General features: G+C 47.3%; 25 protein-coding genes and 1 pseudogene. 8 read left to right on the plus strand and 18 right to left on the minus strand.

Annotated elements, in window-relative coordinates; all coding sequences use genetic code 11:
• Position 1 precedes the first annotated feature (1 nt).
• The 14 genes and pseudogenes from crtI to U5R06_22710 all read right to left on the minus strand — a co-directional run bounded on the left by crtI (position 2) and on the right by U5R06_22710 (position 12,529).
• A complete protein-coding gene (crtI, locus tag U5R06_22645; protein ID MDZ7725542.1) occupies positions 2–1,468 on the minus strand; it encodes a phytoene desaturase family protein in 1,467 nt (488 codons plus the stop codon).
• Positions 1,469–1,513: 45 nt separating this feature from the next.
• On the minus strand, positions 1,514–2,833 hold the full coding sequence (locus tag U5R06_22650) for a deoxyribodipyrimidine photo-lyase (GenBank protein ID MDZ7725543.1): 1,320 nt from the start codon (positions 2,831–2,833) through the stop codon (positions 1,514–1,516).
• 117 nt (positions 2,834–2,950) lie between these two features.
• Positions 2,951–3,382, minus strand: coding sequence for an SUF system NifU family Fe-S cluster assembly protein (locus U5R06_22655; protein ID MDZ7725544.1), 432 nt, complete (start codon positions 3,380–3,382; stop codon positions 2,951–2,953).
• Positions 3,379–4,611 carry a cysteine desulfurase gene (locus U5R06_22660; protein MDZ7725545.1) on the minus strand — a complete coding sequence of 411 codons (1,233 nt, stop codon included), beginning with the start codon at positions 4,609–4,611 and terminating at the stop codon, positions 3,379–3,381. Before U5R06_22660 ends, U5R06_22655 begins: the two co-directional genes overlap by 4 nt.
• Before the next feature lie 33 nt (positions 4,612–4,644).
• On the minus strand, positions 4,645–4,962 hold the full coding sequence (locus U5R06_22665) for an SUF system Fe-S cluster assembly protein (GenBank protein MDZ7725546.1): 318 nt from the start codon (positions 4,960–4,962) through the stop codon (positions 4,645–4,647).
• The gene (gene sufD, locus U5R06_22670) at positions 4,959–6,284 is read right to left on the minus strand and encodes a Fe-S cluster assembly protein SufD (protein ID MDZ7725547.1); all 1,326 of its coding nucleotides are present in this window, start codon (positions 6,282–6,284) and stop codon (positions 4,959–4,961) included. Before sufD ends, U5R06_22665 begins: the two co-directional genes overlap by 4 nt.
• 1 nt (position 6,285) lies before the next feature.
• Complete coding sequence (gene sufC, locus U5R06_22675; protein ID MDZ7725548.1) at positions 6,286–7,047, minus strand: Fe-S cluster assembly ATPase SufC; 762 nt, start codon at positions 7,045–7,047, stop codon at positions 6,286–6,288.
• 45 nt (positions 7,048–7,092) lie between these two features.
• Positions 7,093–8,542 (minus strand): annotated as a pseudogene (gene sufB, locus U5R06_22680) (Fe-S cluster assembly protein SufB).
• 14 nt (positions 8,543–8,556) lie between these two features.
• The gene (locus tag U5R06_22685; protein ID MDZ7725549.1) at positions 8,557–8,961 is read right to left on the minus strand and encodes an Rrf2 family transcriptional regulator; all 405 of its coding nucleotides are present in this window, start codon (positions 8,959–8,961) and stop codon (positions 8,557–8,559) included.
• A 412-nt stretch (positions 8,962–9,373) separates the two neighbouring features.
• Positions 9,374–10,060, minus strand: a complete 687-nt coding sequence (locus tag U5R06_22690) for an ATP-binding protein (protein ID MDZ7725550.1) — start codon at positions 10,058–10,060, stop codon at positions 9,374–9,376.
• A complete protein-coding gene (locus U5R06_22695; GenBank protein ID MDZ7725551.1) occupies positions 10,044–10,973 on the minus strand; it encodes a hypothetical protein in 930 nt (309 codons plus the stop codon). Before U5R06_22695 ends, U5R06_22690 begins: the two co-directional genes overlap by 17 nt.
• Before the next feature lie 133 nt (positions 10,974–11,106).
• Complete coding sequence (locus U5R06_22700; protein MDZ7725552.1) at positions 11,107–11,535, minus strand: helix-turn-helix domain-containing protein; 429 nt, start codon at positions 11,533–11,535, stop codon at positions 11,107–11,109.
• Complete coding sequence (locus U5R06_22705; GenBank protein ID MDZ7725553.1) at positions 11,525–11,956, minus strand: hypothetical protein; 432 nt, start codon at positions 11,954–11,956, stop codon at positions 11,525–11,527. The genes U5R06_22700 and U5R06_22705 overlap by 11 nt, the downstream gene beginning before the upstream one ends.
• 87 nt (positions 11,957–12,043) lie before the next feature.
• Entirely contained in the window at positions 12,044–12,529 is a 486-nt protein-coding gene (locus U5R06_22710; GenBank protein MDZ7725554.1) for a hypothetical protein, read from the minus strand.
• 292 nt (positions 12,530–12,821) lie between these two features.
• Here U5R06_22710 and U5R06_22715 point away from each other — a divergent pair, with 292 nt between their 5' ends.
• Complete coding sequence (locus U5R06_22715; protein MDZ7725555.1) at positions 12,822–13,577, plus strand: Mut7-C RNAse domain-containing protein; 756 nt, start codon at positions 12,822–12,824, stop codon at positions 13,575–13,577.
• A gap of 382 nt (positions 13,578–13,959) precedes the next feature.
• Here the strand turns inward: U5R06_22715 and U5R06_22720 are convergent, their stop codons facing one another.
• From U5R06_22720 to U5R06_22730, 3 genes are read right to left on the minus strand one after another with little or no spacing between them, the layout of a single operon-like run.
• A complete protein-coding gene (locus U5R06_22720) occupies positions 13,960–14,352 on the minus strand; it encodes a hypothetical protein (protein ID MDZ7725556.1) in 393 nt (130 codons plus the stop codon).
• Complete coding sequence (locus U5R06_22725; protein MDZ7725557.1) at positions 14,349–16,121, minus strand: TonB-dependent receptor; 1,773 nt, start codon at positions 16,119–16,121, stop codon at positions 14,349–14,351. The genes U5R06_22720 and U5R06_22725 overlap by 4 nt, the downstream gene beginning before the upstream one ends.
• A 22-nt stretch (positions 16,122–16,143) precedes the next feature.
• The gene (locus U5R06_22730) at positions 16,144–17,097 is read right to left on the minus strand and encodes a DUF523 and DUF1722 domain-containing protein (GenBank protein ID MDZ7725558.1); all 954 of its coding nucleotides are present in this window, start codon (positions 17,095–17,097) and stop codon (positions 16,144–16,146) included.
• 82 nt (positions 17,098–17,179) lie between these two features.
• On the opposite strand from U5R06_22730, the gene U5R06_22735 reads away from it, so the two are divergent.
• Positions 17,180–18,019, plus strand: coding sequence for an LEA type 2 family protein (locus tag U5R06_22735; protein ID MDZ7725559.1), 840 nt, complete (start codon positions 17,180–17,182; stop codon positions 18,017–18,019).
• Positions 18,020–18,370: 351 nt separating this feature from the next.
• On the opposite strand, the gene U5R06_22740 is transcribed toward U5R06_22735, so the two are convergent.
• Positions 18,371–19,225 carry a GNAT family protein gene (locus tag U5R06_22740; protein ID MDZ7725560.1) on the minus strand — a complete coding sequence of 285 codons (855 nt, stop codon included), beginning with the start codon at positions 19,223–19,225 and terminating at the stop codon, positions 18,371–18,373.
• A 414-nt stretch (positions 19,226–19,639) separates the two neighbouring features.
• Between U5R06_22740 and U5R06_22745 the strand changes: the two genes are divergently transcribed.
• The 6 genes from U5R06_22745 (at position 19,640) to U5R06_22770 (ending at position 24,929) form a co-directional block, all read left to right on the plus strand.
• Positions 19,640–20,620: a Gfo/Idh/MocA family oxidoreductase gene (locus tag U5R06_22745; GenBank protein ID MDZ7725561.1), complete on the plus strand. Its 981-nt coding sequence runs from the start codon at positions 19,640–19,642 to the stop codon at positions 20,618–20,620.
• A 1-nt stretch (position 20,621) separates the two neighbouring features.
• On the plus strand, positions 20,622–20,819 hold the full coding sequence (locus tag U5R06_22750; GenBank protein ID MDZ7725562.1) for a hypothetical protein: 198 nt from the start codon (positions 20,622–20,624) through the stop codon (positions 20,817–20,819).
• The gene (lpxB, locus tag U5R06_22755) at positions 20,770–21,747 is read left to right on the plus strand and encodes a lipid-A-disaccharide synthase (protein MDZ7725563.1); all 978 of its coding nucleotides are present in this window, start codon (positions 20,770–20,772) and stop codon (positions 21,745–21,747) included. Before U5R06_22750 ends, lpxB begins: the two co-directional genes overlap by 50 nt.
• Positions 21,747–22,385, plus strand: coding sequence for a lysophospholipid acyltransferase family protein (locus tag U5R06_22760; protein ID MDZ7725564.1), 639 nt, complete (start codon positions 21,747–21,749; stop codon positions 22,383–22,385). The genes lpxB and U5R06_22760 overlap by 1 nt, the downstream gene beginning before the upstream one ends.
• Positions 22,372–23,394, plus strand: coding sequence for a tetraacyldisaccharide 4'-kinase (gene lpxK, locus U5R06_22765; GenBank protein MDZ7725565.1), 1,023 nt, complete (start codon positions 22,372–22,374; stop codon positions 23,392–23,394). The genes U5R06_22760 and lpxK overlap by 14 nt, the downstream gene beginning before the upstream one ends.
• 149 nt (positions 23,395–23,543) lie before the next feature.
• The gene (locus U5R06_22770) at positions 23,544–24,929 is read left to right on the plus strand and encodes a sigma-54 dependent transcriptional regulator (protein MDZ7725566.1); all 1,386 of its coding nucleotides are present in this window, start codon (positions 23,544–23,546) and stop codon (positions 24,927–24,929) included.
• Positions 24,930–24,950 lie beyond the last annotated feature (21 nt).

The following is a 24,950-nucleotide window of genomic DNA, read 5'->3' on the forward strand; positions in this document are numbered from 1 at the left end:
CTCAATTGTGCGAATGTCTTATCAGCAGGTCGGCGGCGTGTTTACCGGAGAGCAGCGCCAGGGGGACACCGCCGCCGGGATGTGTAGAGGCTCCGGCAAAGTAGAGTCCCTTGACCTGACGGCTTTTATTCGGAGGCCGCTTGAACGCCATATTTCGGTCGTTGGACGAAATGCCGTATATACTGCCCTTGTTGCTTCCGTATCTACTGTAAAAATCCAGTGGTGTAAACATCTGTTCGAATTTTATTTGATGCTTGATATCAAACCCATGCTTTGCAAGTTTTTGCAAGGTAACGCGGCGCATTCGGTTGATTTGTTCGGGCCAGTCCTGTCCGGCCAGAAACGGCATGTTCAGCAGCACGAACCAATTTTCATAACCGTCCGGAGCATGTGATTTATTCCGCTTACTGGTCATGGCTACGTAAATCGTTGGATCGTCCGGCGCATGCCCGGCAGAAAGCGTCTGAAATTCCTGTTGATAGTTTTTTGAAAAAAAGATATTATGATGCCCAAGCTCTTGATGCTGACCGCGTACGCCCCAGAAAAAGACCAGTCCGGAGGTAGACGGCTCAAACGATTCGAGCTTTTTGGTATATTTTATTTCCGAATCGAGTAATGTTTGATGCGCCGTCACCACATCAGCATTGCAGATAATATGGTCTGCATTAATCGTTTCTCCATTGACTTTGATGCCCTGAACGTGTTTTTGATGCAGAATTTGTTCCACCGGAGCATTTTTCACAATGTCTACACCCAGCGAGTCTGCCAGTGTTTCCAGCGCTTCGATGAGTTTGTACAAGCCGCCTTTGATGTAATAACCTCCCAGACCGTATTCAACATAGGGAATAATGTTCAAAGTGGCCGGAGCCTGATACGGATCACTGCCGTTATACGTACAGTATCGGTCAAAGAGTTGTATGATACGCGAATCCTTGAAAAACGAAGAGACGCGTTCATGAACAGTGTGAAACGCATCCAGTTTGCCGAGTTTGAACAGCATCGGCAGATTTTTCAATTTCAAGGTTTCGGACGGTTCGTGAATGGGAGTAAATAAAAAGATGTCAGCCGTCAGATCATAAAGCTGTTTGCTGTACTCGAGAAACGATTCGAACTGATCCGCGTCCCGTTCACAAAGCGGGGCCATGGAACGGTGCATGGCCGCCGGCTGAGTGAAGGCATCCAGCACGGCTCCGTCCGAGAAAAAATAGCGGCAAAGGGGATCTATGGGTTCGAACTCGATAAAATCCGCTGCATCGGCTCTGCAATACCGGAACAGGTCTTTGATGACAAACGGCATGGTGATCAGGGACGGCCCGGTATCGAACGTATATCCATTGGCTCTCAGTCGGTTCATCTTGCCGCCGAGAGATTCGGTTTTCTCAAACAGCTGTACGCTGTAACCGGAGGCCGCCAGACGCAGAGCAGCCGCAAGTCCGCCCAATCCGCCGCCAATAACGACAACTTTCATTTTATTAAAATGCTCGTTTTTTTAAAAAAATGTAAAACTGTATGCTTAGCTTTGTGCTGCTTTTTTATAAACGCGCAAGGCTCGCTCCCGGCAGGTTCGCAAATCCACCATAGGTTGGGGATAATGCGGCGCTCCGTACTCGCCGACCCAGCGTTTGATATATTCCAGCTTTTTGTCGTATTTGCGCATCTGGGTGATGGGATTAAATATCCGGAAATACGGAGCAGCATCGCAGCCGGTGCCGGCGGCCCATTGCCAGTTGCCGTTATTGGCTGCAAGGTCGTAATCCAGCAGCTTTTCTGCGAAATATCGTTCTCCCCAGCGCCAGTCGATGAGCAAAGTCTTGGTGAGAAAACCGGCGGCAATCATTCGGACCCGGTTGTGCATAAATCCGGTTTCGTTTAATTCCCGCATGCCCGCATCTACAATGGGAAACCCGGTTTCACCACGGCACCATGTCTCAAACTCTTCCGGATCATTGTTCCATTCAATGGTTTCGTACTTGCTGCGAAACGGTTGTGTTTCAACCCTCGGATAATGATGCAGGATCATCATATAGAATTCGCGCCAAATCAATTCATCGAACCAGATTTCATTGAGATGAAATCCGTCCTGCATGGCCCGGCGGATACTCTGAGAGCCGAAGCGCAAATGCGGACCCAGCTTGGAAGTTCCCTGCATTGCGGGAAAATCGCGTCTGTTGTGATAATGCCGGATGATCTCGTGCGGAATCTCTGGTGTTGAAAACGCTGTTTGAGTGGATTCGAAACCGATTTGTTCAAGCTGCGGAAATGCAAGGGGATTTGTTTTGATAAACTGGCTGAAATGAGATGCGGTGTCAAATACGTGACCAAGGAGCTTTTGGCCTATCCATTCCTGTTTCCAGCGGTTCTTGTAGGGGGTATATACCCTGTAAGGCGTCCCGTCTTTTTTGAGAATCTCGTCTTTTTCAAATATAACCTGGTCTTTGTAGGAGTGGAAGGGAATCCCGCGAGATTTTAAATACTCTGACACCGCCTGATCGCGTTTGATGGCATAGGGTTCATAATCTGTGTTTGTATAAACCGCCTTGACTGAAAATTCCGAACACAGGGTTTGGAACAGCTGCACCGGATCTCCGCGTCGAACCCAGAGCGAGCTGTTCATATCGGACAAGCGGTTATACAGATCTTGTAAAAGAGTGTGAATAAAATCGACGCGCAGATCATACGGATCCGGCAAATCCGCCAGAATATGATCATCAAACAAAAATACCGGCAGTACGGGATATCCGCTGGTCAATGCCTGCGTCAGTCCTGCATTGTCTTCGAGCCGAAGATCTCGCCGAAACCAAAATACTGCAATGTCTTGATCGACTGTCATCATATTGTACTGATATTTGTGAACACTCCACCCTATTGATTCTCAAAGGTGTATTTTTATCCCATTACAATGTAAAAGAAATAATTCAGGAATGCAATAGAAGAATTTCGCTGACCGGGACTATCTTGTGATCTGATCCAGACTGTTTTTCAGGGCGTTCCAGGCCAGTAGAGCGCATTTGATCCGGGTGGGATATTCGGATACACCCTGAAATGCGGCCAGTTCGCTCTCCGGGTCAATTTCTCCAAAGGCACCCCCATCTTTAATCATACTGGAAAATGCTTGCAGGGTTTTTTCCGCCTGCTCCAGGGTGGAACCTTTCACGGCTTTGGTCATCACAGATGCCGATGCCTGACTGATGGCGCAGCCGGAGCCCTCAAATCGGATATCCTCGATGAGATCCCCCTTAATTTTTACCGAGACCTGAATTTCATCTCCGCACATTGGATTTCTGCCCTCTGAACGGGCATCCGCTGCCTGCAATTGTCCTTTATTGTGCGGCTCTTTGTAATGCTCCAATATAATTTCCTGATACAAATCATTTAAATTCATTGAAAAAAGTTCCTTGTTTCTTCCACTGTTTGTAAAAATCGTTCAACATCATCTGCTGTGTTGTAAATATAAAAACTGGCACGCGCCATAGCGGATACGCCAAAATGCTTCATAATTAGGCTGGCACAGTGCTGTCCGGAACGTATGGCCATTTTCTTGCTGTCAAAAAACGTGGCCGCATCATGGGAATGCACGCCGTCAATGTTGAACGACAGAATGGGCAGCCGGTTGTCGCGCGGTCCGTAAACCTCTATACCTTTCATATGAACCAATTTATCAAACGCCTGGCGGACCAGGCCCGCAATATATTTTTCAATCTCTCTTCGTCCGAGGGATTCAATATAATCGATAGCTGCATTCAAACCAATCACCGCAGGAATATTTTGTGTTCCAGCCTCGAATTTCCACGGCGGATCGGCCCAGGTCGATTGTGTGTAATCCACAGAGTGGATCATAGAGCCGCCGAAATACACCGGATCCATCTCTTCCAGCAGGTGCTGTTTTGCATAAAGAATCCCGATTCCCATCGGCCCCATCATTTTGTGCCCGGAAAATGCATAAAAATCAACATCCAGCTCCCGAACATTCACAGCGGCATGCGGTACATACTGACAACCGTCTACAACCACTAACGCCCCCACGCTGTGCGCGGCCTCGATGATCGGTTCCAGGTCCACTAGGGCAGCGGTGACATTGCTGCCCTGGGTCACGGCCACCAATCTGGTTTTCGGAGTCAACTGTTGATAAAACGACTGCATATCCAGCTCGCCCTGCGGGGTCATTCCCGCAAGTTTTAGTGTCGCTCCGGTTCGCTGTGCTGCCACCTGCCAGGGCACCAGATTGCTGTGATGTTCCAGTGTGGTTGTCAGGATTCCATCCCCCGGTTTAAGAAATTTATGCGCCCATCCGTAGGCCACCATGTTCAGGGATTCCGTGGCGCCACGTGTGAACACAATCTCGGACTGATCCGCGCCGATGAATTGGGCGGCCCGCAGTCTGGCGCATTCGTATCCGGCTGTGGCTTTTTCCGCCAGCCGATAGGCGCTGCGGTGAATATTTGAATTGTATTCTTCATTGAACCGGTCCGTCGCTTCCAACACCATGTGCGGTCGCTGAGCGGTTGATGCACTGTCCAGATACACCAGCCCCTCGTTTTCCGGATGGTCAAATACCCGAAAATCTTTTTTTACTTTTTTGAGATCAACTGTAGGAGGCGTTTCAATAATCATAGGTCCTTTGTGTTGTTATGTTTACAAATTGGCTCATAATAAATTGAGTTTTAGTTTGGCTTCGTCAGACATCAGATCCGGCGACCAGGGCGGATCCCAGACCACTTGAACATCCACATCCGTTACACCTTTTATTTCCCGGAGATTCTTTTCTACTTCAACCGGCAGAGACTCTGCAACCGGACACATGGGTGATGTCAAGGTCATTTCCAGACCGGCACGGCCCTGCTCGTCGACCTGGATATCATAAATCAATCCGAGGTCATATATATTAACCGGTATTTCCGGATCAAAGATGGTTTTCAATGATTCAATGATTTCTTCCCGTATATCTTCCGGGGTTAGTTTCATTGCAAGTGTCCTTTTGATAATTTTGAATCAACCAGCCGCTCCAGCGCCTGGCGTTCCTGATTATTCTGGATTTGTTCTGTAATCTCTCCGGCAAACGCCCGGATCATCAAATTGCGCGCCGCGGCCAAAGACAATCCTCTGGAACGCAGGTAGAACAGCCCGTCTTTGTCCATTTGTCCGACCGTGCTGCCGTGAGTACAACGGACATCATCCGCAAAAATTTCAAGTTGCGGCTTGGTATCCACCACGGCGTTTTGGGATAAAAGCAGGTTTTCATTTGACTGCTTGGCATCCGTCTTTTGTGCCTGCTGACGCACATGTATTTTGCCGCTAAAAACGGCTTTTGCTTTGCCGTCCAGAATACCTTTATAAAGCTCGCGGCTGCTGCTGTGCGCAGCAGCATGATCAATCAGCGTGTGATGGTCAACCAAAGACCGGCCGCTGCTTAAAGACAGTCCGTTTAATACCGTCTCCGCGCCTTCTCCGTTCAGCTGCGCCTGGATATCGCTGCGCGCCAGACGGCTTCCAAAAGAAAATACATGCGATTTGTACACACTGTTGCGCTGCTGTTGTACGTGGGTCAGTTCTGTATGATAAGCTGATGCGCTTTCGTGCTGAATCTTGACATGATTTAATAGAGAACTCTGATCCTGATAAATTTCACTGACCGAATTATTAAAGTACCGGTGCTCGTCCGAGCTTACATAATGTTCCACAACCGTAGCCTGCGCATGACGGCCGAGAATAATCAGATTTCGGGGAAACACGGCTGCCTGACCGTCCACTTTGGTGGAATAATAAACCACATAAAGCGGCGAATCCATCACTACGGAATCGGCAATATCAATAAAAGCGCCGTCGTACATAAAGGCGGTATTCAAAGCCACGAACCCGTTGAGGGTGACCGGGGCGAGTTGAGCCGCATACGCCTCCAGCCGTTCCGGATGTTCACCAGTCGCCCTCAGCAGGTTTTTTACGGTGATACCGCTGTTTTGGGGAAGCTGCGACAGGTCTTCGCGAAAATGACCATTTTCAAAAACCAGACGCGGATGTTTTTCGTCAGCCACAAGATTGCGAACGGTATTCTTGTCAAGAGCGCCCTGATCGGCGCGCGCCACATTTCGGAATTGCGCGCGCGCAATGGGGGAGACGTCGGTGAAACGCCAGTCTTCCTGTCCGGTTGACGGAAAACCGGTCTGAGCAAACTCTTTAATACCTTCAATCCGCCGTTCATGCAGCGGACCGCGGCCTTTACCGTTTAACCCGGATTCGAATTCCTGGAACAGCTTTAAATAATCTGTGTTGATATGGGGACCGCGCATATTACACCTCCGCTGTCTGTGCCGCTTGTTTGATGTGGTCGTATCCCATTTTTTCCAGGTCCATGGCCAGGTTTTTATCACCGGATTGAACGATGCGGCCCTGATACAGGACATGAACCTGATCAGGAATCACATAATCGAGCAGCCTCTGGTAATGGGTCACCAGAATAAACGCATTGTCTGAATTTCGAAGCGCATTCACGCCGTTGGCCACGATTTTCAAAGCGTCAATATCCAGACCGGAATCCGTTTCATCCAAAATGGACAAGTACGGCTGTAGCACGGCCATTTGCAGAATTTCATTACGCTTTTTTTCTCCTCCGGAAAATCCGACGTTTACCGACCGTTTTAAAAACGCTTCATCCATGTCCACCAGCTGCATTTTTTCCCGGATCAGCTTTATAAACTGCATCGCTCCGACTTTGGTCTCACCTCGTGCCTCGCGGATTTCATTGAGCGCTGTGCGTAAAAAATAACTGGTGTTCACGCCTGGTATCTCCACCGGGTATTGAAACGCCATGAATAATCCGGCGTGTGCCCGTTGTTCAGGGGGCATGTTTAAAAGATCCTGATCCATAAATCTAATTTCACCTTCTGTTGTTGTATATTCTTCCCGGCCCGCAATGATATTGGCCAATGTGCTTTTCCCTGAACCGTTGGGGCCCATGATTGCATGGATTTCACCCGCGTTCACCGTCAAATCGATTCCTTTTAATATTTCATGACCCTCAACCGAGGCATGTAAGTTTTTTACAGTTAACATAAATGCTCTCCAAACATATTAAATATCATAATCTGAAAATTTGTTTTATCCGACACTGCCTTCCAGGCTGATGCCCAGCAGTTTTTGAGCTTCCACGGCAAATTCCATCGGCAGTTCAGCGAACACCTCTTTGCAGAATCCATTCACAATCATCGATACAGCGTTTTCAGGGGTAATGCCGCGTTGATTGCAGTAAAAAATCTGGTCTTCTCCGATTTTCGAAGTGGTGGCTTCATGCTCCATGGTGGCTGTGCTGTTTTTAACCTCGATATAAGGAAACGTATGCGCGCCGCACTGGTCGCCGATCAACAGAGAGTCACATTGGGAAAAATTGCGAGCGTTTTCTGCGTTTTTTGTAATTTTTACCTGTCCGCGGTAGCTGTTCTGGCTGTGACCGGCCGAAATTCCTTTGGATACAATGGTACTGCTGGTGTTTTTGCCGATATGGATCATCTTGGTGCCCGTGTCCGCCTGCTGATAATTATGGGTCATCGCCACAGAGTAAAATTCACCAATCGAGTTGTCACCTTCCAGCACACAGCCGGGGTATTTCCAGGTAATGGCTGAGCCGGTCTCCACCTGAGTCCAGGAGATCTTTGGAGTTTACCCCCCGACAATGTCCGCGTTTGGTAACAAAATTGTAGATACCACCCTTTCCGGTTTCATCTCCGGGATACCAGTTCTGAACCGTTGAGTATTTAATGCGTGCATTATTCATGGCAATCAGCTCGACCACGGCTGCATGCAGCTGATTCTCATCCCGCCGTGGGGCGGTACAGCCTTCCAGATAGCTGACATAGGCGTCATCTTCGGCAATGATCAAAGTGCGTTCAAACTGTCCGGTGAACTGTGCATTGATCCTGAAATACGTGGACAGTTCCATGGGACACTTTACACCTTTGGGAATATAAGCAAACGATCCGTCACTGAATACGGCTGAATTCAAGGCGGCAAAATAATTGTCATCAGGCGGCACCACCATGCCCAGATACTGTTTGACCAGATCCGGATGGTTCTGCACAGCTTCCGAAAAGGAACTGAATATAATACCCAGGTCCGCAAGCTTTTCGCGAAACGTAGTGGCCACGGACACGCTGTCCAAAACCGCATCGACAGCCACGCCGGTGAGCACTTTTTGCTCTTCGAGCGGAATGCCCAGCTTGTTATAAGTTTCCAGTATGGCCGGATCCACATCCTCAAGACTCTTGGGTCCTTTTTTGTGTTTCTTGGGCGAAGAGTAATAGACAATATCCTGATAATTAATCGGAGCAATAGACAGGTTGGCCCAGTCAGGCTGTTCCATGTTCAACCACTTGCGATAGGCGTTCAAACGCCATTCCAGCAGCCAGTCCGGCTCGTGTTTCTTGGCTGAAATCAAACGAATCACGTCCTCGTTCAGCCCCCTGCCGACGTCTTCGCTGTCTATTTCGGAAACAAATCCGTATTTGTATTTTTGTTGTGTGATATCCTTCAAAGTGTCTATTTCATGAGGCATAGAACAACTCCTTTTTATAAACTCTGCATATCTGCAAGGCTGACCTGACCAAGATAGTCACGGAAATGCTTCTGCAGAGATAAAAATCCGGGTTTTAAACGGCACTGATCCACACGTTTGCATACATGTTGATGATCAGCGCAGTCGACCAGTGTGATCGGGCCTTCCAATGCTTCAACCACCTGGGCGATAGAAATATCACCCGCCGGAACCTGCAGTTGATACCCGCCGCGCGCACCCTGCACCGATTGTATGAGCTTGTGTTTTGACAGATTCTGACAAATTTTAGCCAAAAGCGGCTGAGAAATATTATAAATTTCAGACATCTCGCGCACGGTTGCGGACTCGCCGTCCTCCAGTTCGATGAGATGCTGCAGAGCCAGTAAACCGTAGACTGTCTTTTTCGATAGTTTAAACATATTAAATAGGACTAAATTGGTCTTATATATTGAACACTAAAATAAGGATATTATTCCTGCTTGTCAATAAAAACATTGAAATGTCGTGCACGTTTACGCCGATTTCTCTCTTTTATCTGTTTGTCGGTCGTGGGGTTTGGGTGAAAAAATTCGACAATTTGTTGCGTTATCGCAATGAAATGAGTATTTTCAGATAGGAGTATTACCAACGGTTAACAAGTTTACCAAAGCCAACGGAATAATACTTTACCACCTAAAGTGGAGCACATAGATTCTCTTACAAGACTCTGTAAAAAAAACAGTTCTTTGGCATAAAATATCAATTATATTTTTATATTTTTAAAATGAAACCAGATTACTATTTATTTTTCTGTCGATAAGATGGTCCTTCCATCAGTATAATCTCCGAGTTTTAACGAGCCGGTCTGCGATGGCTTGAGCGATTACAGCACTTTGAAAGATCTCTCCCCAGCGGCCAAAGGGCAGATTGGTGGTCACGATTGTACTCGACACGTTCATGCCTGGCACTGAGCACCTGGAAAAAAAGATTTGATGACTGTTCGTCAAGCGAAAGAAAACCCAACTCGTCACAAACAAGCAGACTTGGAGTTTGATAAAATTTTAGTTTTTTTAACAACGACTGATCAGCTTGAGCGGCAATGAGGTGATTAATCATATCAATAGCTGTTGTGAAGAGTACACGTTCATTTTTCAAACAGGCTTGATAAGCTATGGTTTTTGCTAATCGGGTTTTTCCGGTTCCGGGGGCGCCAATAAAGATCACGTCTTGTTTTTTATGAATAAAATCACATTCGGACAAACGCAAAACAAGGGATCGGTTCTGTTGTCGGGAGACATGGAATTTAAAATCAAAGTCACTTGGCAAGCATTTATCAATCAAATGCGACGCTTTGATTCTGTTTTCAACAGAGCGTTTCCAGCGTGATTCGTTTTCCAGGTCAAGCAAATAATCGAGCAGCCACAGAAAGCCGTTGTTCTGCTCTTTTTCTTTTTCAAAGGCATCTTCGAGATATTCGGCCATGGTATTGAGTCGCAACTGCTGCAATTTGTGGATTGTATTTTCAATTTTTGTCATCATTGTTCCTGCTTTTTTTCAAAGTAATGGCATCATAGATTAACAGATCGGGTTCCTGTAATTGTAACTGATTGAGCGTTTCATCTTTGAGGGTAACTTTGGGGTAATATGTTTTAATATGCATTTTTTGATGCAGGATATTCTCAACATAATCGACGCCATAGGCTTTGTATTTGAGGGTTATTTCAACGGCCTCCACAACTGCTTTGGCTCCATATTGTTCTCTTAATTCCAGGAGATGACTGGATGCCCGGGAAAGGCTTTTCCCGGCCTTGGCCAAATTTTCGATGAATAGTTTGATGGGTTCACCCATTGAAAACAAGAGTTGTTCTTGTCTGGTTAACCTTGCCTTTTTACGTGTTTTCAAAAGTTCTGAAATATGGTTCGGATTTTCAATAACAGCCCGGCGTTTCCAGCTTCGCGTGTGTACAGCAACAATTTTGTTTTTATGGCCTGCCCAAATTGTATGGTTATCCGCTTTGACACTGACTGTTTTACCGGCCATCCACCAAGGCGCTGAATAATAATTTGCATCAAATTTAAACCGGCAATCGGAATGGACTTTAGCTTCTGAATGATCTCTGGTATCCGGCAATACATCCGGCAATGGACGCAGGGCTTTCGGCTGAAAACGTTCAACCGGTTTTTCATTCGTTGTTGCGTGAATACGTGTATTTGCAATGTGATCGCGCCATTTGCAGGCTTGCACATTTACATCATCCAGATCGGCAAAGGTGCGGCACGGCCAAAAGTTATAGCGAACGTAATGAACACCGCCTTTTTCTATCTTGCCTTTTGCGGATGCGTCCCTTATGCCGCACGCGTAAGGTCTGATATGAAAAGGGCGCAAGAAATGCAAATAATCTTCGTTGAACCGGATAATATCGCCGATTCGTTCAATGACCGCTGTTTTCAAATTATCGTGCACCAGTTCTTTGGGAGCGCCACCAAAGAATAAAAAGAATTCAACAGGGTGCGCATCACAGCTTCTTTGTTTTGACTATGTGTGAACTCGATGTAGAGCATTCTGGAATGGCATTCTATCACCGTCATGCAGTACAGTTTTCTGGAGGTGTTGCCATAAATGAGACTGCCGAAATGCCCCAATCAAACTGACATTGTTCACCAGGGCTGCTTTCAAACCGAATGTAGGCTTTGGATCGTTTCTTACCTCCTCGTTTAGCAAGGAGGTAATCGCGCAAAATCGTAATCCCTCCGGTATAGCCTTTTTCGTCGATACGTTGTTTAATAACAACAGCGCTGGCGTTCGGCCAACCTTCCAGCAGTTCATCAATATAATTATAGAACGGTTCCAATTTACCTGGCTTTGGACGTCTGGGAGGTGTGGCAATATCCGGGGAGTTGAGATATTTTTGCACAGTTGGTCTTGAAATACATAACTTTCTGGCAATTTGGCGTTGTTTCATGCCCATATCAGCCAATTTGTGAATTTCAAAGATGATTCGTTTATTCATCATGACTTTTGGCCCTTTCAAGAGATTCAGTTACAAGTTTACGGATCGTCATGGGGTCCCAGTTTTCAAAATCGGAGCGGGTAGTCAAGGGTTTTGAAGGCAGTGCAACCGGCTTTTTCGGCAAAGAAAGCACCTGAAACATAAACCCGTCAAAGGCAATCAGGGATTTTTTGATCAAAGCGTTTCTGGCAGTGATAAAATCATCAAGACTTATCCTCAGCATCGTGCAGAGCCGGTCCTGACTGTAATAAGACAGCCCGTGCCGATCTCCGACAAGCACGAGCAAAAAGTAAATCAAAAGCTCGTGTTGATTCAAACTGGTAAAAAAATGGTCTGTGATAAACCGGTGTGGAATAAAACTAAATCCCCCATCAATGTTACGCACCCGGTCGGGAATAAGGGGTTTTTTGGTGATTTTCATCATTCTGCCTCCCGAATAATAGATCACGTACAAATTCAACTGAAATCTACTATACCACAAGGCAAATAGCAATAGCGTCCATTTTTACAATTAAATTCTTAAAGACAAAAAAAGGTCAATATTTTTATGTAAATCAGCCAGTTGCACGATTAACGCGTCCATTTTTACAATTTTCCCGGATGAATCAATTTTATAAGGATTCATTACACAAGTGTATAATTTTTCTGACTGCTTTTTTAACGCGTCCATTTTTACAATTTTAATCAGCTCCGCTTTTTTTGACTGGTTCGCATTGCGTTTTTTCTGAAGGTCTCGGTTTCTTTTCACATAGTCTGGATGCTTTTTACGATACTCTTTTTGATATTTATCTAATGGATAGGTCTTGCGCCATTTCTTTAAACATGCGACTTGCTGTTCGTGATACTGAGAATCCTGAATCATTTTTTGTTTTTGCCAGGCACGTTTGCGGGCTCTTTGGCAGTTGGGGGCACTGCAGTATAACTGATTGCCTTTGAGCCGGGGATTAGCAGGTTTTTGCTTACAGCAATTCTTGCAAATAATGGTTTTCTTCATCACAGACACTCGTATTGGTGGAAGGATAGTTAGGGCTGAGAACCAACATACAGCCAAAAACAAGCCCAATAATCTAAAGTGCCATAAAAATTAATTTGTGAAAAGGGGGAAAAAGAGAATAAAACGAATGATATGAAAATAAGAGAAAATTAGATGGAATTTTTATGAATATTTATGAAAATGAATTAAATGAAAGAAAATGTATGGTAAAGTTTTAGACCGGTGAAAATGGTAAAGAATTAAAGTGGTGGTAATATAGGAGAGCAGTGTTTTAGCATATATCAGTGTGGAGACCATGAAAACAAAGCATACAGCCTGGTTTCGGTTTTATGAGGAATTGAATGATTTTCTGCCGAGGGATAAGAAAAAACGGGATATCCTTTACGAGTTTTCAGGTCATCCGGGTGTCAAGGATGCGATAGAGGCGCTTGGGGTACCGCATCCGGAAGTGGAGCTGATTCTGGTCAATGGCAAATCTGTGGGGTTTGATTATCATCTGCAGCATGGCGACCGGGTGTCTGTTTATCCCATGTTCGAAAGTTTGGATGTTCGATCGTTGATCCGTCTCCGGCCGCAGCCGCTGCGGATTCCGCGTTTTGTCCTGGATGTGCATTTGGGAAAATTGGCTGCCAACTTGCGGCTTTTGGGATTTGATGCGCTGTATCGCAATGATTATTCCGATCCGCAGATTATTGATATTTCCGTGAATGAACGCCGCATTATTCTGACCCGGGACCGCGGGATTTTAAAGACCGGCGCCGTGACGCACGGGTACTGTTTGCGCTCTGACGATCCGGAGCAACAGACCCGGGAAGTACTGAGCCGTTTTGATCTTTACAACAGCGTCAGTTTGTTTACCCGCTGTGTCAAATGCAACGGAAAAATTGTGCAGGTCGAAAAGCATGCGATCCAGGATCAAATACCGGAAAAAGCCGCAAAATACTATGATGATTTTCATCAATGTCAATCATGCGGGCAGATTTACTGGAAGGGGTCGCATTTTTCAAAAATGCAAAAGAAAATCAAGAAATTGTTGAAACGGGAAAACTAACAGGTAAAAAAAAGGCACCGGGTGTCGCATCGCCTAGGGGGGGTCAGCGAACGACGGGGGAAACCGGTGCCATATCATATAAAATTCAGAACATAATATACTGTAAAAATATTTAAAATGCAAGAAAAAAATGATGACGCCGGGTGCCAATTAGCCTAGGGGGGGTCAGCCATTGGCGAGGGGAACCAGCGCCATCATGTTTTGCTCGCAATATTTTTATCCGGGATTTCATATTTATACTCCCCTGTATCATGTATCGCATTTATAATTGCTCTATCTTAGACAAATTCTATTCAAGTTTTATTCCATATTTTTAAGCCAATGCATCGTTTTTTTTTGATCAGGTAAATGTTATCGGCATTTTATTCCACTTTTTATTCCACTATAGTGTGCCCTTGAGTCCTGCGGTAAACGTGCGCATGGGTTCCATGCTGCTTTCCCGTGATGCATAATTATAGTTGAACACATTGTTTACGCCCAACTGCAGTGTGATCGATCCGAAATCGTAGGACACCTGCAGGTCCACAAATTTCATAGGCACCCGCTCGTTGATGGGATAAATTTTCACCTCTTTAATTTTACTGGCATAGCGGTATAAAAGTTCCGTATACACCTTGCCCACATGCAGATTAGCCTTGGCGGTAAACAACTGATTGGGACGATAAGTGAGCGGTTCATTCCATTGCAAATTTTCGTGGTCCATGAGCGTTGTCGTCAAAACCAGTCCGGGCGCTATGCGTGTATTGTTCCAGTGAAACGGGTTACTCCAGTTCATGGTGGCTTCAATGCCCTGAATGCGCGCCTGTTCCACATTGCGGAACTGGACATCTGTCCACGAATCAGATCAAGGTGTGCCTCGATCAGATTCCAGTAATCATTGCGGAATAGCGAGATATCCACATTCCAGTGATCGTTGATATAGTGCCGCACGCCCACATCATAAGCCCAGGCGTGTTCAGGCTCCAGATCCGGATTGGCTTTGATCTTGAAATTCATGATGGTCAATTCCAGGAATCGCTCGACGATCGTCGCGGCGCGAAAGCCGCTGCCGACCGAGGCGCGGAAATGTGTGGTGACCCAGGGCTGCCAGTTCAGTCCGAAGCGCGGACTCCACAGGTCTTCGCCTTTGCCGCCCTGCAGCTGATATCGATCGTAGCGCAACCCCGTGGTCATGCGCAGATTTTCGCGCAGTTTCCACTCATTTTGCACATACGGGCCAAACGAGTAGCCGGTGTGCGATCCGAAAAATTTGGTGCTACCCGCATCCTGCTGAAACTGGATACCGCCGGTCAGAGTGTGGGCGGCATGCGGAATCCAGGTACCCTGGGCTTCGAATCCCTGTCCCAGCGCCGGATTGAAATTGGCGTCATCACCGAACTGATTGCCCATCAGAGTGCGCACAAATGACCCGCGCACATTGATCGCCAGCTTGGAGGACACCGGAATGCCCACTTTGACATAGGCGTTCAGCTGATTGGTGGCTGCATAATTATCCAGATTCGATTCGTCCACTTCATAGGGATGGTTGGGACCCTTCCATTGCAGAAAAAAGCCGCGGTCGATGTAACTGTATGCCGCGTATGCGGTGACATTGGTGCCATGGGCAAACTGGTAATCAAATTTTCCGGTCAGGTTGACCTTGCTGGCATCTCCCAGCTGCCGGTATCCGGTGGATGAGTAATGACCGGCGGAAATGCGCATGCCCATTGAACCGATTTGCCGGCTGTAACTGGCATCTTCGCGGTGATACCATTGCATCTTGTTCGTATAATCCCAGGTCTCATAGGCCGGCTCTCCGTACAAACCCGAAGAAACCGATACCATCATCCGCCCCTCTTCGGACGGATCTTTGGTCTGGATATTAACCACCCCCCCGAGCGCCGAAGCGCCCCATAATGTGGATCCTGCGCCCTTGAGCACTTCAATCTGTTCAATGTCCATGGGCGGCAGCATGTCCCAGTTGAACTCGCCGGTGTCGCTGGCATATACCGGCACACCATCCAGCAGCAGCAGCACTTTGTTACCGGCGCCAAATGTATAGCCGGTCGAGCCGCGGATGTTGATCTGATCGCCGATAAAATTGATGCCCGGCGCAGTTTCCAGTACCTCGACGATATTGGTGGCGTTTCGCTGTTCGATCTGGCGTGCGGTGACGACGGAAATGGAAACCGGCGCACGGTCCAGGCGCTGTTCTGTTTTGCCGGCCAGCACCACTACCGGATCGAATTCAATGGATGTGGGTTCCAGGGAAAAGTTGACGCTGGTCGCGCTGTTGACCCGCACGCGCACCCCTGGTTCTTCAATATTGCGGTAGCCGATCATCGAGGCGCGCAGTGTGTATACATCCGGTGGTACAGACGAAATTGTAAAATTTCCATCTCTGTCTGTACTGGCGCCCAGCATGGTGCCCTCAACGGTGATGTTCACTCCCGGCAGCGGCGTCTCGGTCTCGCTATCCACCACCCGGCCTTTAATTTGACCTGTCGGCGCTGCCCAGACGGCGCTGTTGAGAAATAAAAGGAATAAAATAATCGTTTTTTTCATCCTGTTCTCCCTGTTAACCGCCTTAGACATGATTGCGCAACGCCAGTTCCGCTGGATGCGGGGTCAGGTAAACCTGATCCAGCAGATAGGGTTGTTCATATTTGCGGATATAGTGCTTGAGCAGCGTCACCGGTACAATCAACGGCACCAGGTTGTTGTGATATTGACTGATAATATCCCGCATTTCCAGCTTTTCATCTGCGGTCAGTTGCTTTTTAAAGTACCCGAGTATGTGATCCAGTACATTGACGTTCTTTTTAACCGTGGCTTTGACCTTTAATCCCTGCATCAGCGTTCTGAAATATTGGTCCAGCAGTTCTTCAAAATTAAAATGTTTAATATCCGCGACCCGTTTCCCGAGCTTGCGCATATGCGTTTCGCTGTGCGCCATAAGCATCAGCTTGTGGCGGGTGTGAAAATCAACCAGACCCTTGGCCGAGCGGTCCTGTTTCAAATACTCCTTCCAGCGGTGAAACACAAACACGCGTTCGATAAAGTTTTCCCGCAATCCGGCATCGTTGAGACGGCCTTCATCTTCAACCGGGATCAGCGGAAACCGGTCCATAAACGCTTTGGCAAACAATCCGGCTGTCTTGTTGGAGGTCGGATTGCCATCCTCTTTATAAATTTTGATATCGCGCATACCGGAGCTGGGGGATCTGGTTTTGAAAATGAATCCGCATAGATCTTGTGTTTCCAGATCAACGAGGCGTTTTTTGCTCCACTCGTGCATGCGTTCGGTGTGATCCATATTGCTACGGAGGGTGACCAGGCGCGGCGATTCCGGATCACCGGCCAGGTGCATGGCTTCGCGCGGTGTCGGCAGCCCGCACTCTACTTCCGGACAGACCGGAACCCATTCAACAAACGGTCCGACAATATTGGTCAGATATCGGTCCCATTTGTGTCCGCCGTCGTAACGGACTTTTTCGCCGAGCAGACAAGTACTGATTCCAAGTTTGATTTTTTCACTCATAGACCCACCATTTTGGGATTGAATTGATACATAAAATCGTTATATTATGAAAAATCACATTGATCTTGTTCCGAGGTAAACGATGAAAACAATCAAAGGGTTCATCCTTATTTTTATAACCGCCGCCCTGTTCATGAGCGGCTGCGCTGCGCTCCAGGAATTTGTACAGCCGCCGTCGGTCCGGGTCTCCGGTGTACGTTTGGACCACGTTACGTTTGAACAACTGGGACTCGATGTTGATCTCTCGGTCCGCAATCCCAATACCTTTGGGTTCAGTCTGAACGGCTTTGACTATTCCATGTCCATAGAAGGTAAAGAATTTTTAAGCGGAACTCAAGAAAAACAACTGATGGTAGAGGCAAAAAATTCCCAGACTCTCGAAATCCCTCTTTCTATTAATTTACGTGAACTGCACGCCCTGAGCCGGTCTGTGCAGGAGCAGGATTCTCTGATTTACAGCATCACGGGTCACCTGTTTCCGTCGGGTGTGTTCAGCGGCACCCGGATTCCGTTCGACCACAGCGGCCGGCTCCCCAATGTGCGCATTCCGCATGTATCATTCGACGGTCTCAAGGTGCAGAGTCTGGGACTGGGCGGTATTGAGCTGCAGCTAAGACTCTCGATTGATAATCCCAACAGCTTTGGATTTCATTTGAGTGAAATGGATTACAGCATCGACCTTGCAGGAAGCCGTGTGGCATCCGGAAAAACGCAAAAGGCATTTTCAGTGGGCTCTAAAGAAGAATCCACACTGATCTTGCCGATTTCCCTGGGTTTTACAGAACTGGGCAGTTCACTTCGATCCATGCTGAAAAGCAACAGTATCGAAGTCGCCATGTCCAGCAGCACGGTTCTGGATTCGCCCCTCGGCTCTATGAACCTGCCTCTGGAGATGACCCAGGAAGTTGATATTTTGAAATAGGAAAAAGATCAAAAACAGTTTGTTTGTTGTGAGGGAAATTAGGTGGCAAGGTGGCCTTTATTTCGCTGAAAAAGTAGGTTGATAAAGGTTAATGTTCAAGCAAATATTCCTAAGATACAACTGGAATTTTTCTGGGTATTTTAAGATGATCAATATGATTTTTAATAAAATTATCAAAATAATCAATTCCTCCCTGTGAAGGCAATATAATCAGTATGAAACGTTGGGGGGTGGGGGTCGGAGCTACTTCACTATCAAGGTACAACAAACCTTGAAGCGAGAACCGAGGCTCGAATAACCACCTCGCCCCCAATGTTTTATGACCGCGTGTTAGCGCATGGCATTTTGTAATCAAATTTCTTCTATACATTCAAATCTAATTTCATTATCATCTCTCCACTCAATCCATTTGTAATTATTGTACCGAAATCCGTTGAATTCTCCTATTTCAAAATCAATATTACGACTTTTAAGTTTATCAGAGATTAATTTAATGTTGTCAACAGTCAAAGATAAATGTTGCTCTCGTAAAAATTTCGTTGAGAAATCCATTTGTTTAACAAAAAAATGCAAATTCTTATTCTCGCACATTAAAACATTCTCTGAATCAGGTTTTGTCTTAATCTCTAAATTGAAAAGCGACTGCAAATCACTCCTTGTCTTATTAATGTCTTTTACAATCAGACAAATGTGGTCAATCCGTGAAGGAATTTCATTTTCCGAGTCATTTTTAAGTATCGACATAATTTTAAGTGAATGATACTGCCCGTTTTGCTTTATGATTTCTCTTAAAACCCCCTCAGTTTTAAATCCCCGTGATTTATAAAGTCGAATTGCTCTATAATTATCTTGAAATACGTCAAGCCAAATTCGATTTGTATTCAACTCTTTAAAACAATACTTTTTTATCAGGTCTATAGAATCTTTTCCAAATCCTTTTCCTTTATTAGAAATTACAATTCGTCGAAATTCAATTGAATCATTTGTACTTTTTAATCCTGCAAGAATTATATGTCCAATTAATGAATTATCAATCTTATCAAAGACCGACAAGTGCATTTCATCATCACTGTCAATCACTCCTTTGTGTCTGTCAAAATCATACTGGCCAATAAAATCAGAATTTTCATTCTCAATCTGAATGATTTTCCTAATATTATCAAGTCGAGTTAATTCAATTTTTATTTTATCAGTTTCCAGAATCATATTTTATTTGCAGGTGTTTCTTATGCTTTGCGCTAATGATAGTGTAAATGCTCTATGGGTATTTCAGCAAGGCAACAGACATTTGTCGATTCCCTGATTTGAGAATTATGTTTTTGAATTTCAACAATCTGAATTTATTAATTGTTTTATACAAATAGAAAATTCGAAACATACATTTTCAAACCGAGTTATTGACCATTTTTCTACCCCACAATGTACATAATATTTATAATATCAACAAAAAACAAGTTTTTTTATTTTAAAATTATCAAAAATACAATTCAACTTTTTAATTTTATTTGCAGATTTCATTTCTTGAAAGGTATTTTTCTCCTCTACTCCTTTCCACCTTTTTCCCGTTGTTTTCCAGCGCAAAATTCCCTAACTTTTAAATTACAAAAAATCGGAGGTGTCATGCACAACGTTGGAATCGTGGGGGTGGGCAAGTTGGGTAATTTTCACTGCCGCAACTTGTCGCAGATGCAAGAAGCGCGGCTGGTCGGAGTAAACGACAGCGATGCCGAGCGCATGGCCGAGATCAGTCAGACGTACAATTGTAAAGCATTCGAAACACCGGAAGCCCTGATTGACGCCGTAGACGTGGTCGGCATTATTGTGCCGACCACGCATCATCTGCGCATGGCCAAACTGGCCATTAAAGCAAGAAAACCGGTGTTTGTGGAAAAGCCCATTGCCGCCAGTGTGGAAGAGGCTCAGGAAATGGTGGATCTGGCGGAAACGCATGGCGTGCCGCTGCAGGTGGGGCATATCGAGCGCTTTAATCCGGCCATTCAGGCCCTGGATCCGTTACAATTCGAGCCAAAATTCATCGAATCGCACCGCCTGTCGCCGTTTAATCCGCGAGGCACGGATGTGGCAGTGATTCTGGATCTGATGATCCATGATATCGACATTATTCTGAGTCTGGTGAAAAGTGAACTCAAGGACATCCGCGCCAACGGCGTAGCTGTAATATCGGATCAGGCGGATATTGCCAACGCGCGGCTTGAATTCGAGTCCGGATGCGTGGCCAATGTGACCGCCAGCCGTATTTCCCAGCGCACGATGCGAAAAATGCGTGTTTTTCAGCCGGATTCCTACATTTCTATCGACTTTTTTCAGCGTCTCACCGAGATCTACCGCATTACGAATCAAGATCATCCGGCGAAAGCGGCAATCGAGCTCGGTGATATCCAGAACGGCAAGTACAAACGCCATATTGTCTATGAAAAACCGACCCTGCCCGAGGTGGACGCCATGCAGTCGGAGTGGCGGGCGTTCTTTACTGCGCTGGACAACAACGAGGAACCGGTGGTCAGCGGCCGGGACGGTCTCAAGGCGTTGCAGACTGCCAGTTGTATCGGTGATATCATTGACGGACAACAGGGGAATTGAGATGTCAAAACAGGTGTTGGTGATCGCTGGTGAAGCTTCCGGTGACTTGCACGGCAGCACATTGATCCGCGAGCTGCTGAAACGCGATCCGGAACTCGAGGTGTTCGGGATCGGTGGAGACCGTATGCAGGCGGCGGGGATGGAGACTGTTGTATCACGTCCGGGATGTTTCGTTTATCGGATTTTCCGAGGTGATTAAACATATTCCCACATTCCGACGCATATTCAATCATCTTGTTCAGGAATGTAAAAACCGTTCCGCCGATATGGTGGTGCTCATCGATTATCCCGGTTTCAATCTCCGCTTCGGCTCCAAAGCCAAGAAAATGGGTATTCCTGTTTTTTATTATATTGCACCACAGGTCTGGGCCTGGCACCAGAGCCGCGCCAAAAAAATGGCCGTGTTTGTCAACAAGATGGCGGTGATCTTTGATTTTGAAGTGCCGTTTTTCAGCAAATACGGCATCGACGCTGAATTCGTCGGACATCCGCTGCTGGACGGGTTACAGGTTGATATGAAGAAATCCGAGTTTGCCGAAACATATGAATTGAATCCGGAACAGCCGCTTTTGGGCCTGTTTCCCGGCAGCCGCCGACAGGAAATTGAACATCTTTTACCGGTTATGCTTGAAACGGCGGATCGGCTCAAGGAGTACAATCCGCGTCTGCAAGTGGCTGTCAGTCAGGCGGAGACCATTGACAGGGATTTGCTGCGCCGTATCCGCAATTACCCCTATATCAAGACCGTGGTCGGGCATACGTACAGTCTGATGAATGCGGCGGATGCTGCTGTTGTAGCTTCGGGCACAGCTACGCTGGAAACGGCTTGTTTCAAAACACCGTTCATTCTGGCTTATCAGGTGTCACCCTTGTCCTATCGCATCGGCCTGCGTCTGGTGAAAATCCCGTTTATCGGCCTGGTCAATATAGTTGCCAATGAAGAGGTCGCCCGGGAATTTATTCAAATTGATCTTGACCCCGACGATATGGCCGCGCAGCTCAAAGGGCTGCTCTATGATGAAATGGTGCGTTCCGAGACCATTGAAAAATTGACCGGTGTGCGTGAAAGGCTCGGCGAGCCCGGAGCCGCGGCGCGCACCGCGGAACTTGTATTGGAGATGCTCTGATGCGTATCCGCAAACGCACATTGCGTCGGCTCGCCGGGAAACTGGCCTGGCTGCTGCTTCTGGCGATGGGCTGGATGCTGAGAGCGCGATTGATCAACCGGAGATACTGGTACAAGGCGCATCGAATGGGAGGCCCGGTGCTGGTGTGTCTCTGGCACGGCAAGATGCTGCTGCCCATTTACGCACACCGGTTTGAGAATATTGTGGCCATGGTCAGTGAACACGGGGATGGCGAGGCCATTGCGCGCACCGTGGAGCGGATCGGATATGACACCGTGCGCGGGTCCAGCAAACGCGGCGGCAGTCGCGCGTTCAAAGATATGCTACGCCACATGCGTCAGGGACGCACCTGCGCGATTCTGCCGGACGGTCCCACCGGCCCCCGGCGCCAACTCAAACCCGGCGCCGCGCTGCTCGCACAGCGCACCGAGGCTGTGATTTTACCCATGACGTTTGCGGCCAAACACCCCATTGTTTTCAATTCCTGGGACCGGTTTACGATCTGGCGGCCGTTCTCCAAAGGCGCGCTGATTTACGGGGAACCGTTCAAAGTGATGCGTCAATCCAAATGCGACTGGAAAACTGTGATCGAAACGCGTATGAATCAACTCGAGGCAGAAGCTGATGCGTTATTTTGAACGCAAATGGCCAGGTCTGCTGCTCTGGCCGCTGTCGCTGCTGTATGCCGGCATCATGCGCTGGCGCAATCGCTATTACGCCTCTACACCCAAGGCCCGGTTCTTTTGCAAGGTTCCTGTGATCAGTGTGGGAAATATTACAGTGGGCGGCACCGGCAAAACCCCGACCGTTCAGATGTTGACTCGCTATTATCTGGAACACCACCTCAAGGTCTGTATCATCAGCCGCGGATACGGACGCCGGACGCGTGAACGCCGGCTGGTCTCGGATGGAACGGCAATTACGAGCGACACCCGGACCTGCGGCGACGAACCCGTGATGCTGGCGCATAGTTGCCCGGGCGCTATTGTCATTGCCGACGCGGATCGCGCCGCCGCCATGCAATGGGCGCTGAAACAGTTTCACCCTGATTTGTTTATTCTGGATGATGCCTTTCAGCATCGCCGCGTCTACCGGGATTTGGATATTGTCACGTTTCGAGCCGCAGATCCAATGGGTAACGGATTTGTCCTGCCGGCCGGACCGTTGCGTGAACCTGTTTCAGGACTAAACCGCGCCTCGGTTCTTTGGTTCAACGGTGATGACTTGACCGAAGAGGCGGGAGAACTGAATCCGCATGTTCCGCAGGTGCATGCCCGGTATCGGATTCAGGATATGCTAAATGCGCAGGGTAAGAGCCTGCCACCGGATTTGTCCGGCAAACGGGTGGTGGCTTTTTGCGGTCTGGCTCATCCGGAAAACTTGAAAAAAACTCTGAAAAGTCTCAAGCCGGAACATCTGACACTGATTCCTTTTAAAGATCATCATATTTACACAGCGGAAGATATGGTGCAGCTTGTGCAAACAGGTCAAGAACAAAACGCGGATCTGCTGGTGACTACGGAAAAAGACTGGTATAAACTGCCCCGCTCCGAGTGTGATTCCCGACTCTGGTGTCTGCGCATTCGGCTGGATGTGCAGCATCCCAAAGCATTGGAACCTGTACTGGATTCGCTGGTTCAACTCTAATAGAGAAATGATCTTTTGGAAATTTAAGATTCGGAAACCAATTATGAGAGAAAAAAGCATATTTTAAAAGCCCGGGACTTTACTCTTGCTTTTTAGCTCATTGTTTTGTAAAATCATTAAAAATATAATGAAAATACGGGGAAACAACCGTGACAAATGCGATCGATAAACCACTGATATACGTTGTAGATGATGATAAAAATATCGGCAAGATGATCGAAGCCAGTCTGCGCAAGGAGGGCAAATATGAGATTAAAACCATATTGAGCGGAGAAGCCTGTCTGAAACGCATTCAGGATGAGGTGCCGGACCTGGCTCTGGTGGATATCCAGATGCCCGGGATCGACGGCATTGAAACCCTGCGCAAGATCAAGGAAATGTATCACGACCTGCCGGTCATTATGATGACCGCGCACGGCACCATTGAACGCGCTGTGGATTCCATGAAACTGGGCGCTTATGACTTTTTCACCAAACCCATTTCCAAATATCGGCTGCAGGTGACGGTTCAGAACGCATTGCTGAACAGTTCTCTGAAAAAAGAGGTCAACGAACTGCGCTCCGAGCTGAAAGATAAATACGCACTGTCCAATATCATCGGTCAGAGCGGTGTCATGCAGGATGTGTTCCAGTCCGTGGAAAAGGTTGTGGACAGCAACGTCACAGTACTCATCCAGGGCGAAAGCGGAACCGGAAAAGAACTCATTGCGCGCGCCGTTCATTATCATTCGCAGAAACGCGCAGACAAGCCGTTTGTCGCGGTCAACTGCTCGGCGCTGCCGGAATCTCTGCTGGAAAGTGAATTGTTCGGACACGAAAAAGGCGCTTTTACAGGCGCCTCCGGAAAACGCATCGGCAAATTCGAACAGGCCAACGGCGGCACAATTTTCCTGGACGAGATCGGACTGATGAGTCCGGCCACCCAGTCCAAGATTCTGAGGGTTTTGCAGGAACGTGAACTGGAGCGCGTGGGCGGTAGCGAGCTGATCCATGTGGATGTGCGCATTATCTCGGCCACGAATAAAGATCTGGAAGCCGAAGTCAAAGAAGGTACCTTTCGCGAGGATCTTTTTTACCGCATTTCCGTGTTTCCCATCAAACTGCCGCCGCTCAAGGACCGCAAGGAGGACATTCCGCATCTGGCGGCGTATTTCCTAAAGAAATACAATCAGCAGGAAGACAAAGCGATCGAAGCGGTGTCACCGGATGCTCTGGAATTGCTGATGGCGTATCACTGGCCGGGCAATGTGCGCGAACTGGAAAACGCCATCGAGCGCGCTGTGGTGCTGTCCAACGGCAAAGAGATTGTAGCCAATGATCTGCCGCCTGCCGTCAAATCCCTGGGCGAGAAACGTATTTACGAATCCGATAATACCCTGGCCAGCTGGGTGGAAAAACTGGAAGAAAAGGCTCTGCGCCAGGCCCTGCTGGAATGCGAAGGCAATATTTCCAAGGCAGCCAAAAAGCTGGGTATTGGTCGCGCCACCATTTACCGAAAAGCCAAAAAATACGGGCTGCCGATGGTCAAAGAATAGTTCAATTTCTGAAAGGGGATC

It is taken from the genome of candidate division KSB1 bacterium (genome assembly GCA_034521575.1).
Taxonomy (GTDB): domain Bacteria; phylum Zhuqueibacterota; class Zhuqueibacteria; order Residuimicrobiales; family Krinioviventaceae; genus JAXHMJ01.

Coding starts and splice junctions, on each gene's coding strand:
- crtI (MDZ7725542.1), bottom strand. CDS start 1,468: ATGAAAGTTGTCGTTATTGGCGGCGGATTGGGCGGACTTGCGGCTGCT.
- U5R06_22750 (MDZ7725562.1), top strand. CDS start 20,622: ATGTCAAAACAGGTGTTGGTGATCGCTGGTGAAGCTTCCGGTGACTTG.
- U5R06_22705 (MDZ7725553.1), bottom strand. CDS start 11,956: ATGATGAAAATCACCAAAAAACCCCTTATTCCCGACCGGGTGCGTAAC.
- U5R06_22665 (MDZ7725546.1), bottom strand. CDS start 4,962: ATGAAACTAACCCCGGAAGATATACGGGAAGAAATCATTGAATCATTG.
- U5R06_22745 (MDZ7725561.1), top strand. CDS start 19,640: ATGCACAACGTTGGAATCGTGGGGGTGGGCAAGTTGGGTAATTTTCAC.
- lpxK (MDZ7725565.1), top strand. CDS start 22,372: ATGCGTTATTTTGAACGCAAATGGCCAGGTCTGCTGCTCTGGCCGCTG.
- U5R06_22690 (MDZ7725550.1), bottom strand. CDS start 10,060: ATGATGACAAAAATTGAAAATACAATCCACAAATTGCAGCAGTTGCGA.
- U5R06_22660 (MDZ7725545.1), bottom strand. CDS start 4,611: ATGATTATTGAAACGCCTCCTACAGTTGATCTCAAAAAAGTAAAAAAA.
- sufC (MDZ7725548.1), bottom strand. CDS start 7,047: ATGTTAACTGTAAAAAACTTACATGCCTCGGTTGAGGGTCATGAAATA.
- U5R06_22730 (MDZ7725558.1), bottom strand. CDS start 17,097: ATGAGTGAAAAAATCAAACTTGGAATCAGTACTTGTCTGCTCGGCGAA.
- U5R06_22685 (MDZ7725549.1), bottom strand. CDS start 8,961: ATGTTTAAACTATCGAAAAAGACAGTCTACGGTTTACTGGCTCTGCAG.
- U5R06_22725 (MDZ7725557.1), bottom strand. CDS start 16,121: ATGAAAAAAACGATTATTTTATTCCTTTTATTTCTCAACAGCGCCGTC.
- U5R06_22700 (MDZ7725552.1), bottom strand. CDS start 11,535: ATGATGAATAAACGAATCATCTTTGAAATTCACAAATTGGCTGATATG.
- U5R06_22760 (MDZ7725564.1), top strand. CDS start 21,747: ATGCGTATCCGCAAACGCACATTGCGTCGGCTCGCCGGGAAACTGGCC.
- U5R06_22720 (MDZ7725556.1), bottom strand. CDS start 14,352: ATGAACTGGAGTAACCCGTTTCACTGGAACAATACACGCATAGCGCCC.
- U5R06_22735 (MDZ7725559.1), top strand. CDS start 17,180: ATGAAAACAATCAAAGGGTTCATCCTTATTTTTATAACCGCCGCCCTG.
- sufD (MDZ7725547.1), bottom strand. CDS start 6,284: ATGCGCGGTCCCCATATCAACACAGATTATTTAAAGCTGTTCCAGGAA.
- U5R06_22740 (MDZ7725560.1), bottom strand. CDS start 19,225: ATGATTCTGGAAACTGATAAAATAAAAATTGAATTAACTCGACTTGAT.
- U5R06_22655 (MDZ7725544.1), bottom strand. CDS start 3,382: ATGAATTTAAATGATTTGTATCAGGAAATTATATTGGAGCATTACAAA.
- U5R06_22715 (MDZ7725555.1), top strand. CDS start 12,822: ATGAAAACAAAGCATACAGCCTGGTTTCGGTTTTATGAGGAATTGAAT.
- U5R06_22650 (MDZ7725543.1), bottom strand. CDS start 2,833: ATGATGACAGTCGATCAAGACATTGCAGTATTTTGGTTTCGGCGAGAT.